12 protein-coding genes are annotated in these 11,165 nt (G+C 49.0%); 6 read left to right on the forward strand and 6 right to left on the reverse strand.

Going from position 1 to position 11,165, the window contains the following annotated elements; all coding sequences use genetic code 11:
- Positions 1-52 precede the first annotated feature (52 nt).
- The 3 genes from T433_RS0112895 to T433_RS0112905 are packed head-to-tail and all read left to right on the forward strand — an operon-like array spanning position 53 to position 2,920.
- Positions 53-1,192 carry a glycosyltransferase gene (locus tag T433_RS0112895; protein WP_027456085.1) on the forward strand — a complete coding sequence of 380 codons (1,140 nt, stop codon included), beginning with the start codon at positions 53-55 and terminating at the stop codon, positions 1,190-1,192.
- 4 nt (positions 1,193-1,196) lie between these two features.
- Positions 1,197-1,787, forward strand: coding sequence for an acyltransferase (locus T433_RS15540; protein ID WP_044110056.1), 591 nt, complete (start codon positions 1,197-1,199; stop codon positions 1,785-1,787).
- Positions 1,784-2,920 (forward strand): glycosyltransferase family 4 protein, encoded by a 1,137-nt coding sequence (locus tag T433_RS0112905; protein WP_027456086.1) that lies wholly within the window; start codon positions 1,784-1,786, stop codon positions 2,918-2,920. The genes T433_RS15540 and T433_RS0112905 overlap by 4 nt, the downstream gene beginning before the upstream one ends.
- On the opposite strand, the gene T433_RS0112910 is transcribed toward T433_RS0112905, so the two are convergent.
- The 3 genes from T433_RS0112910 to aspS form a co-directional block, all read right to left on the reverse strand.
- Positions 2,887-3,234, reverse strand: a complete 348-nt coding sequence (locus T433_RS0112910) for a hypothetical protein (RefSeq protein ID WP_027456087.1) — start codon at positions 3,232-3,234, stop codon at positions 2,887-2,889. The two genes, T433_RS0112905 and T433_RS0112910, sit on opposite strands and share 34 nt — an antisense overlap.
- 75 nt (positions 3,235-3,309) lie before the next feature.
- Entirely contained in the window at positions 3,310-3,615 is a 306-nt protein-coding gene (locus T433_RS0112915) for a winged helix-turn-helix domain-containing protein (RefSeq protein ID WP_027449476.1), read from the reverse strand.
- 195 nt (positions 3,616-3,810) lie between these two features.
- Positions 3,811-5,574: an aspartate--tRNA ligase gene (aspS, locus tag T433_RS0112920; RefSeq protein WP_027456088.1), complete on the reverse strand. Its 1,764-nt coding sequence runs from the start codon at positions 5,572-5,574 to the stop codon at positions 3,811-3,813.
- 117 nt (positions 5,575-5,691) lie between these two features.
- On the opposite strand from aspS, the gene T433_RS0112925 reads away from it, so the two are divergent.
- Complete coding sequence (locus tag T433_RS0112925) at positions 5,692-6,828, forward strand: glycoside hydrolase family 88/105 protein (protein ID WP_027456089.1); 1,137 nt, start codon at positions 5,692-5,694, stop codon at positions 6,826-6,828.
- Between the two features lie 76 nt (positions 6,829-6,904).
- Complete coding sequence (locus tag T433_RS0112930; RefSeq protein ID WP_027456090.1) at positions 6,905-7,297, forward strand: DUF1573 domain-containing protein; 393 nt, start codon at positions 6,905-6,907, stop codon at positions 7,295-7,297.
- A gap of 85 nt (positions 7,298-7,382) precedes the next feature.
- On the opposite strand, the gene T433_RS0112935 is transcribed toward T433_RS0112930, so the two are convergent.
- The 3 genes from T433_RS0112935 to T433_RS0112945 form a co-directional block, all read right to left on the reverse strand.
- The gene (locus tag T433_RS0112935; RefSeq protein WP_027456091.1) at positions 7,383-8,291 is read right to left on the reverse strand and encodes a dihydroorotate dehydrogenase; all 909 of its coding nucleotides are present in this window, start codon (positions 8,289-8,291) and stop codon (positions 7,383-7,385) included.
- Positions 8,279-9,049 carry a dihydroorotate dehydrogenase electron transfer subunit gene (locus T433_RS0112940; protein ID WP_027456092.1) on the reverse strand — a complete coding sequence of 257 codons (771 nt, stop codon included), beginning with the start codon at positions 9,047-9,049 and terminating at the stop codon, positions 8,279-8,281. The genes T433_RS0112935 and T433_RS0112940 overlap by 13 nt, the downstream gene beginning before the upstream one ends.
- A 229-nt stretch (positions 9,050-9,278) precedes the next feature.
- Entirely contained in the window at positions 9,279-9,701 is a 423-nt protein-coding gene (locus T433_RS0112945; RefSeq protein WP_027456093.1) for a hypothetical protein, read from the reverse strand.
- Between the two features lie 683 nt (positions 9,702-10,384).
- Between T433_RS0112945 and T433_RS0112955 the strand changes: the two genes are divergently transcribed.
- A complete protein-coding gene (locus T433_RS0112955) occupies positions 10,385-10,858 on the forward strand; it encodes a hypothetical protein (protein ID WP_027456095.1) in 474 nt (157 codons plus the stop codon).
- Positions 10,859-11,165: the final 307 nt, after the last annotated feature.

The raw sequence follows: 11,165 nt of genomic DNA on the forward strand, positions 1-11,165 counted from the left end.
TACAGAATTTATTTGAAACCATCAATTTTTTTTTGTATTTTTGCGAACGAATATGAAACATATCTGCTTTTTAGTAGACTCGATATTCACTGTTGGCGGTGTGCAACGAGTGACGAGGGTAATTGCCGAGGTATTGGCGAAAGACTTTGACGTGACCATTGTGACACTCGACCAGCCTACGCTGATCAGGAAGGATGACGTTCTGACCATTCGTCATTTTGCTTATCCAGACACGCCACAATGGAAGCTACCGCTCTGCAAGGCATATAGCTATTTGTATCGTAAGTTCCTGCCACAAAACAAATTCACATCCGACCTCTATGCTCACAGTTCTTTTCCTGCGGAAAAGAGGAATGCACTGGCGAAGGAGCTGCAGCAGGGACATTACGATGCAATCATAGGGGTGCATGCACCATTGGCTGTACGTCTGGCCGCATGCAAGAATCATTTGCATGGTACGAAACTAATTGGATGGATACACAATTCGTATGAGGCACTATTTGGAGAGGCATCGCGCTATCTGGGCCCGGAACTAAGAAAGCATTATGAATGGCAACTGGACAAGCTTGATGAAACAATAGTACTCTGTCAACATGATGCAAAGGCATATCATATCCCCACGAAGGTTATCTACAACCCATTGACGCTCATTCCTGGAGAACCTTCAAAGGGGACATCCAAGAAGTTCCTAGCCGTGGGACGTTTCTCGCCACTGCACAAGGGATTCGACTTGTTAATTCAGGCTTTTGCCCTGTTTGCAAAGAAAAACAGCGAGTGGACGCTCGACATTGTGGGCGAAGGTGACGAGGAGCAATCATACAGAAGTCTGATTGCTCAAAACCATTTAGAAGACAGAATCGCCATCCATCCTTTTACCAACGACATTCAGAACTATTATTCTGAAGCACAGATCTATGTGCTGAGTTCACGCTGGGAGGGCTTTGGACTTGTACTGATAGAAGCAATGGCACATGGACTGCCCATTGTTTCATCAGATTTACCCACGAGCAAAGAAATTATGGGTGGCTTTGGAATATACTTCAAAAATGGAGATATCGAAGATTTGTCACGCTGTCTGCAACAAGCCACAGCGATTGACTGGAACCAAAAATCAAAAGAAGCAATGGCTATTGCTAGCAGATTTGACATCAAAGCGATAGCAGGACAATGGCGAAAAATAATAAATGAATAACGCTATGGATAAAGATGCACTGAGAACGCAAATAAAGGGAAGTCCGAAGATAAAGCAACTGTTGGACTGGCTGATCATGAATCAGCGCGATGCCCGACCACGCTGGTATATCCGATTACTGGCTCCGTTTTACCAGCGTCGCGGAAGAGGGTCGAAGATTTACCCCAGCGTGAGGATGGACACACCACCCTATCGCAGTTTCTCGCTGGGCAGCCACAGCGTGGTGGAGTCTTTCTCGTGCATCAACAATGCTGTAGGCGATGTGATTATTGGTAAGCATACGCGTATTGGGCTTCACAATACGATTATAGGCCCTGTAACCATTGGCAATCATGTGAACTTGGCGCAAGGCATCACAGTAAGCGCCCTAAACCATAATTTTGCCGACACAACCAAGCGCATCGACGAACAGGGCGTCACAACCAAGCCTGTAGTCATTGGCGATGACGTCTGGATAGGTGCCAACGCAGTCATTCTTCCTGGTGTCACCATTGGAAGACATGCGGTGGTGGCAGCTGGCGCTGTGGTCACACAGGACGTGCCCGAGAATACTTTGGTTGGTGGCGTTCCTGCTAAAATCATCAAGTCATTATGAGAATAGGCATCGAAGCACAGCGCATCTTCCGCAAAAACAAGCACGGCATGGACTATGTGGTGCTGCAGGAGATACTGCAACTACAACAGATGGATCATGAGAACGAATATTTCGTTTTCGTGAAACCTGGTCCCGACCGTTGTGTCAACGACACGAAGAATTTCCACATTGTTGAGGTCAACATGCCCTCCTACCCGCTTTGGGAGCAAGTTGCGCTGCCGCAGGCTGCCAAGAAAGCACAAGTTGATTTGCTGCACTGCACCAGCAACACGGCACCCATCTGGTGCAACATCCCTTTGGTGCTGACACTTCACGACATTATCTTCCTGGAACCACGCGACAAGAGCAACAAGTCGCTCTACCAAAACATGGGATGGTTCTATCGCCGACTGGTGGTGCCACGCATTCTCGACAAATGTCAGCGCATCATCACCGTGTCGAACTTCGAGAAAGACAACATCGTGCATAAGCTCGGCATCGAAGAGGAACGGATGGCAATGATTTACAATGGTTACAACGAATGGTTCAAACCACTTAGTTCTCCTCGCCCATTGGATGGATTGGAGGCCGGCTTTTTATTCTTTCTCGGCAACACCGATCCCAAGAAGAATACAGAGCGCACCTTGATAGCCTACTCCAACTATTTGGAACGTTCATGCGTGAAGCGACCTTTACTGATGGCCGATCTGGACAAGGACTACCTGAATGGCATCATCACTCGCAATCACATTGAGAATATCCGCGATAAAATCATTATGCCTGGTTATATTCCCAATGCCGACTTACCTTTTATCTATAATAATGCCTTTGCGTTCCTCTACACCTCACTGCGCGAGAGCTTTGGCATACCGCTTCTCGAAGCAATGGCTTGCGGAACGCCTGTCATCACTAGCAACACGTCGTCTATGCCCGAGATTGGCGGTCCCAACGCCATTTTGGTAAATCCAGAAAAGGCCGATGAGATTGCCGACGCACTTATCAAACTGGAAAGCGACGACGCCTACTACCAGCAACAAAAAGAGATTGGATTGAAACGTGCGCAACTGTTCTCTTGGAAAAAGACGGCAGAACAATTGCTGCAGCTATATAAGGATGTTTTTCAAAAATCAAACAGACTGAGCGAGAGATCCTGACTGGGTTTTTCGTTTTCCGGCTCTTCTGCCTCGGGCATTTCTTCTGCAAACTCGAGCATCAACTGGCGGGCATCCGCATTGTTCTGCGTGTTCAGCCTGTAATACCCCCTGCGGCCTGTACTCTCTATCAAGCTCTGGGCCGACTTTGAGTTTCTCAACAGGTATTGCTGTACAAACTGGTGCACTTCCTGCAAGTCTGGCTGCGAGAAGAGCGTGCAACTCATGTTATATACATGCTTGGCAAGCGACGAGACGCTGATACCCCGTTCGCCCACCTCCGATAGAATATGCAATATCTGTTGTTCGTAATTCATATCTACACACAAAACAATAACCAATATCCATAGTGGCTATTGGTTATCGCTTTATTAGTTATTGTTCTGCTATGATTAAGCCAGAGCAACTTTGTTGTCGTCTGCATTCTGCAGCTTGCCCTCTTTAAAGAGCCAGCCAAGACCCAGCAGAGTCTCTTCTTCTGAAATCTTTGCAGCCTTAGCAATCTCGCTTACAGAGAGAGCCTTGTCAGCAGCAGCAAGTGCCTGATACACATCACCTGCCTTGAAACCGATGTTCTCTGCATTTACTGCAACAGTAGTCTTCTTGGTTGTAGTTTTCTTGGTCGTGGTAGCTTTCTTGGCTGCAGCAACCTTTGTCTCAGTAGCAGCCTTCTTAGTTGTAGCTTTCTTTTCTGCCATAATACTTAAAAATTAATACTATTGAAGTTGAATTAGATTAATTCTGTTGCAAAAATACAATTATTTCTTAAAGATGTTCGCATTATTTTAGCAGATTTTAATATTGATGTAAACTTTCTTGACCAATATCAAGAAAGGCGCAGAAAATTTGTCATCTGCGCCTTTCAACTTATTGAATATGAAACTATTTTCAGCTTATTCTTTTTCCTGAATATCTACTTTCAGGTTCAGTTCTTCCAACTGCTTGGGGTCAAGTTCGCCTGGAGCATCGAGCATGACATCGCGACCAGAGTTGTTCTTGGGGAATGCGATGCAGTCGCGGATGCTGTCGAGACCTGCCATGAGGCTGACAAAACGGTCGAGACCGAAAGCAAGACCTGCATGAGGGGGTGCACCATATTTGAAGGCGTTGATCAGGAAGCCAAACTGTGCCATAGCACGCTCGGGTGTGAAGCCTAGAATCTGGAACATCTTCTCCTGCAGCTTACCATCGTGGATACGCAGAGAGCCACCGCCTACCTCTACGCCGTTGCACACAAAGTCGTAGGCCACGGCACGTACCTTGGCGGGATCGGTATCGAGCAAGGGGATATCGTCGGGGTTGGGCAGCGTGAAGGGATGGTGTGTAGCCATGAGGCGCTGCTCCTCGTCACTCCACTCGAACAAGGGGAAGTCAACAATCCAAAGACATACAAACTTGTCCTTATCGCGCAGTCCCAGACGGTCGCCCATCTCCAGACGCAAGGTGCACAGCTGTACACGAGTCTTATTGGCGTTGTCGCCACTGAGAATGAGCACCAGATCACCATCCTTAGCACCCATAGCCTCTTTCACCTTCTGCCATACCTCTGGCTCATAGAACTTATCTACAGAACTCTTCACAGTGCCATCGGCATTGAACTTCACATAAACCAAACCCTTGGCACCCACCTGAGGACGCTTTACGAAGTCGGTCAACTGATCCAGCTGCTTGCGAGTATAGTCGGCTGCACCTGGCACGCAGATACCGCCAATATAGTTGGCCTCGTTGAACACGGGGAATGAGCCTGTACCCTTCAGCACGTCCATCAGCTCTACGAACTCCATACCGAAACGAAGGTCTGGCTTATCGGAACCAAAGCGACGCATAGCCTCGTGCCACGTCATGCGCTGAAGTGGGGGCAACTCGATGCCACGGATCTCCTTGAACAAATGGCGAGCCAGGTTCTCGAAGACCTCGAGCACGTCTTCCTGGTCAACGAAAGACATCTCGCAGTCAATCTGTGTGAACTCGGGCTGACGGTCGGCACGCAGGTCCTCATCGCGGAAGCACTTGGCAATCTGGAAATAGCGGTCGAAACCACTGACCATCAGAAGCTGCTTCAGCGTCTGTGGGCTCTGGGGCAGTGCATAGAACTGACCGGGATTCATGCGGCTGGGCACCACGAAGTCGCGTGCGCCCTCGGGCGTAGAACCAATGAGAATGGGTGTCTCGACCTCAATAAAGTTCAGTGAATCCAGGAAGTTACGAATCAGGATGGTCATCTTATGACGCAGTTCCAGATTCTTGCGCACAGCCTGACGGCGCAGGTCCAGATAGCGATACTTCATACGGATATCGTCACCACCGTCGGTCTGATCCTCGATGGTGAATGGGGGCGTCAGACTCTCGCTGAGGATGTTCAACTCAGACACCAGAATCTCAACATCGCCTGTAGGCATCTTGGGGTTCTTTGACTGACGCTCGCTCACCAGTCCCTTAATCTGAATACAAAATTCACGACCCAACTTGTTGGCACGGTCGCATAGGTCAGCATCCTTTGACTCGTCGAAGACCAGCTGAGTGATACCATAACGGTCGCGAAGGTCAACGAAGGTCATACCGCCCATCTTACGTGTGCGCTGAACCCATCCGGCCAGTGTCACTTGTTGGCCGGCATTGGCAAGACGAAGCTCGCCACAAGTATTTGTTCTATACATATTTATATATTTATGTTTTTTCTTTCAGCCTGCAAAGTTACTATTATTTTTGGAAACAACGTGTCTTTTTAGAAAATAATTGCTAACTTTGCACACTGAAACTAATTCTATAAAACAATGAAACGATTCTTTTTACTACTTACGCTGGCGGCCCAGGCTATCATGATGAGTGCACAGAATACAGAAGAGGTGCTCAATGTGACACGCCGTGCCAACGACTACTTCATGGAGAAATACGACGACCCTACCCTGCCTACAAACGTCAGGAAGATTCGTCCATCGCACCTGTGGACACGTGCTGTGTACTACGAGGGACTGATGGCTCTGCAGGAAGTGGATCCGCAACAGCGCTATCTGGACTACACCGATCGCTGGGCTTCATTCCACCAGTGGACGCCACGCAACGGTGTGAACACTTGCGATGCCGACGACCAGTGTTGTGCACAGACCTACCTGATACGCTACCTCAGCACAAGAGACGACCAGATGCTCACACCAGCTCGACAGAATCTGGACCACCAGATGCTGACTGCCAACAAGAAAAACGGCAGTCTATACGGCTGGTGGACATGGATTGATGCGATACAGATGGCAATGCCTCTCTATATGCAGATGTATCATATCACTGGCAACAAGACCTACAGAGACCATGCTATGAAGATGTACCGCTGGAGCCGCAACGAGTGTGGCGGTGGACTCTACAACAAGCGCGACGGACTGTGGTGGCGCGATGCCGACTTCGTGCCTCCCTACAAGGAGCCCGATGGCAAAGACTGCTACTGGAGCCGCGGCAACGGATGGGTATATGCTGCCTTGGTGCGCTCGATGAATGAGTTATCACCCCGCGAAAAAGCATATAAAGAGCTGAAACGTGACTTTATGGCTATGAGCAAGGCACTGAAAAACTGTCAGCGCGAGGATGGCTTCTGGAATCCCAGTCTTGTTTCTTCCAACTATGCCATGCCTGAAACCAGCGGCACGGCCCTCTTCCTCTATGGCATCTGCTGGGGCATGGAGCAAGGCTACCTGAAGGAGAAAGACTATGCACCCATCGCCCAGAAAGCATGGCAGGCAATAGCCTCGGTGGTGCACAAAAACGGATTCCTGGGATGGATGCAGGGCACAGGCAAGGAACCGGCTGACGGACAGCCACTTTCGTTCGACCGCGAGCCTGACTTCGAGGACTACGGCACGGGGTGTTTTCTGCTGGGAGCCACAGAATATTACAAGTGGCTTTCTATTAAAAAAGATTAAATTTGCCCTATTTTCCTGTTGTCAACCAAACTAAATGAGTACTTTTGCGTCGAAAGAAGAAAAAACTGTAATTATTATGAAGAAACTGATACTCATGACCTTGATGCTCATCGGAGCAATGACCACGATGATGGCTCAGAAGCCAGCAGAAATAAAGTTTGACACGGTGACGCACAACTTCGGTAGTTTTTCCGAGAGTGATCCTATCGTGACATGCGTGTTTAAGTTTACGAATGTTGGCGAGATGCCGCTGGTTATCAATCAGGCCGTAGCTAGTTGTGGCTGCACAGTGCCTGAATACACCAAAACACCTATCCAGCCTGGACAGAAGGGCGAGATTAAGGTTACATACAACGGCACGGGAAAGTTCCCCGGACACTTCAAGAAATCCATTACCGTACGTACCAACGGAGTTAAAGAAATGACACGCCTATACATTGAAGGCGATATGACAGAGGCTTCCAAATAGGAAGCCTCTTTTTTTTTACAATCATAAAAAAATGAGGTTGCTGCAACATAAAATCCAGCAACCTCATTTTCATATATCGCTAAAACTACTCTACGCAACCAATAATGTCTTGTACAGAATCAACTCCATGCCGGTCGAGCCACTCATTGATGCCATCGCGCACCTTGACGGTCACGGCAGGATCAAGGAAGTTGGCTGTACCTATCTCAATGGCTGTGGCACCGGCCATCAGGAATTCGATTGCATCGGTAGCCGACGAGATGCCACCCAAGCCGATGACTGGTATCTTCACGGCACGAGCCACCTGATAGACCATGCGCAGCGCTACTGGCTTCACACAAGGGCCACTCAGTCCGCCAGTACCAATGCTCAGCACACGACGGCGCTTTTCGATGTCGATGGCCGTACCCATCAGCGTGTTGATCAGTGAAACGGAATCGGCACCTGCAGCCTCTACGGCACGCGCTATCTCGGTGATGTCGGTCACATTGGGCGACAATTTGACGATGAGTGTCTTATGATAGCGTTCGCGAACAGCCTTTACCACACTCTCGGCACCAGCACACGTCACTCCGAAGGCCATACCGCCATCGTGCACGTTAGGACACGAGATATTCAGCTCGATGGCAGGCACCTTCTCCAGCACGTCGATGCGCGCAGCACACTCGGCATAGTCCTCGGGAGACGAGCCGCTGACGTTCACAATCCAGTTGGTGTCTATATCTTTTAACTGAGGATAGATGTGCTCAGCGAAATAATCTACACCCTTGTTTTGCAGTCCCACGCAGTTCAGCATGCCCTGTGGGGTCTCGGCCATACGGGGATAGTCATTGCCCTGACGAGGCTTCAAGGTGGTTCCCTTCACAATGATACCACCAATGCCGTCCAGGGGCACGAAATCTTGAAACTCCAATCCGTAGCCAAACGTGCCAGAAGCCGTCATCACGGGATTCTTCAAGCACAGGTCCTTTATCTTAACGTCTAATCTTGCCATAACAGTCTTTTGATATTAAACACCGGGCCTTCCTTGCATACACACAAGTTACCCTCGGTGGTTTTCTCTACACAACAAAGGCAAGCGCCTAGGCCGCATGCCATCAGATTCTCGAGCGAAGCCTCGCAATCGATGCCTTTTTGGCGGGCAACACGTGCCACGGCCTTCATCATAGGCGTTGGGCCGCAAGTCTGAATGAAGTCAAACTGCTCTTGCTCCAGCACCGAGTGGTTGGTCACAAAACCCTTCTCGCCCTCAGAACCATCCTCTGTGGTCACCATCACGCGACCGTATTTCCTAAACTCGTCAAGCATCAGCAGGTCCTTGCCCGTACGTGCACCCAACAGGAAGGTTGGCTCAACGCCCTGTCGCTTCAGTTCGGCACCTAGATACAACAGTGGTGCTACACCCACACCACCGCCTACGAGCAGACATTTCTTGTCGCTAGCAATCGTAAAGCCATGCCCTAGAGGCAGCACACAGTTCAGCACGTCGCCCGATTTCAGGGCTCCTATAGCCTTAGTACCATCGCCAATGCATGCCACAAGCAGCCACAGTTCGTTCTGCTGGTAATCTACAAAATGAATAGAGATAGGTCTGCGCAAGAATGTTGTGGCAGAGCCATCCACACGCACCTCAACAAACTGTCCCGGCAACATCTGAGGGAGTGTTTCTTTCGAAGTCAGTTTCACCAGTACATAGCGCTCGTGTACCTGTTCTACAGACTTCACCGTTAAATCCAGAATATATTTCTTCATATCTTCTGCAAAGGTACGAATAAGTGAGCAAAGAACAAAATAAAAAGGCTCGCTTTTTATTTTTTTCTTTCGAACGACAGTACCTTCTTAAGACTCGTTCCACTCGAATAAGCGTCGCAAAGCGCCGAGCGCGACGCAGTCAAAGGTAAGCATAAATAACTACACCACCAAATTTCTAGTCCACAAAAAGAAATAGCCCCAGTCCCCTCGGGAGGGGACTGGGGAGGGGTCACTCCATCCTCATCTCCCACCCTCGCAACACGGCGAAGGTGTCTAGTGTGGCATCTCTACCATTCTCCTGCATCGCCATCGCGAGACCTAAGGCTATCCAGCGTCCCGGTTTGTCGCTTGGTATGCCCAGAGGCTCGTTGGGGTCTATGCCCGTGAGTCTCGACACGTTGCGGATATACGCCTCCGTGTTGTTCTCGTTCTCAGGCGCCCACCGCCTGATGATGTTGCGAATGGTAAAGAGCCTGTACTTATGATAGTACGTGCGCGTCAGCAGCACGAAGGCTGCGCGCCAGCCATACGCCATTGTTTCAAACTGACAGAACGCAGCGTCTGTCTGCTGGGCTCTCAAGCCCTGCCACTTATCCTTAGAACGACGAATGTTCAAAGGATTATTATTTCTGATTCCTCTTGGTAAACTCATTTTGTTTAATGTTTATTGGTTATAGTCCTCCTACCGAATGAAGCCTGCTTCGCAGGGAAGGTATAGCTCGAGGCCGACAGGGAAAGTCAAATTTTTCAACCTGTGCGGTTGTTTTCTTAGCTTGAACCTTGCGCAGCCCCTCCCATGCAGGGGAGGGGCTGCGGGGTCCTTGGATTTTCAACCGCATAGTACGAAAGATTCTTTTTTTGGTATGTTCTATAAATTGCATATAGCATCCGCTGAACTCCCCTCACTTCCGCTCGAGCTCTGCTCGCTTGCTACCGAAGGGACGCAAGAAGGGGAGGGGAGGAAAAGCAACCCCAAACCCCACCCCATCCCTCCCAAGGGGAGGGGGAAAAACAATCCAAAACCCCTCCCCGACCCTCCCGATGGAGGGGGTTGGAAATAAGCAAGTCTCCCCCTTGGGGGAGATTTAGAGGGGGTTGCTTTGCGCCATAGGCACACCACTTCTCACCTCTCACCTCTCACTTCTCACTTTAAACAATAAACAGCGCACCGATTCAGGGGTGCGCTGTTTGTTGTTTAGGAGGGGGAGGGGGTTGTTTTTACAACTTTCATGCTAAAGCATGAAAAAAATTCAAGAACTTTTGGTGTTTTCGAAAAAAAACACTATCTTTGCAGAGATATTTTGAAAATATTACCTCCAAAAGACTATACTGTCCATGAGACATCTATATATATTTATCATCTCAATGCTCTGCATCCTGTGCGCACAAACACAGCAGGCACTGGCAATGACCATTGAGACCACAACCCACGGCGAAAGCGAAGGCATCTACGCCTACGACTTCGACCAGACGCCAGGAAAGGCTGAACTTCTGGACTTACAGAAGCTCACCGATCCCACATATCGCACGAACGCCAACAAAGGACGACCGTCCTCCTCTGTTGTCTGTGAGACAAACAATGCGCAGGTTCCCCTCTATATTTTTATGTCAGATGCCCAGAGTGGCTGCATGCTACTGCTAAACACAAAAGGTATTAAAAAGACGTCTATCTACCTGTTTGGCGGCGGAACAAGAGGGCCTGACCACCCACAACAGCTTATTTTTAGCCCCTATGGGCGTATTTTTTCTCGCCAGGACATCCTTGCGAGCAGGGATACCTATGTCCAATTCTCACCGTTGAGAATTTGATTTCCAAACAACATTATTAAGAAGAAAGCGAAGCCACTTCTTGTTGCATGCTCGAGAAGCCCATTAAGGGGCAGCAGGAGGGACTTGTAAAGCTTCCAGGGAGAATTCTTCATCAGCACCCTGTCGGCACGTATGAGGCCGCCTACGGCGGGAAGGTATAGCTCGACGACCGATAGCTTTTTAGCCTGCTTCGCAGGGAAATTTTTCAAAATTAAAAACAAAATTATTCATTTTTATTTCTTCCTCGCAAGTAGAAAAAAAAATCCTGTTTAATTTTGAATCAAATTTTATATAATTTCCCTGCGAA

This window comes from Xylanibacter brevis ATCC 19188 (assembly GCF_000621725.1).
GTDB lineage: Bacteria > Bacteroidota > Bacteroidia > Bacteroidales > Bacteroidaceae > Prevotella > Prevotella brevis.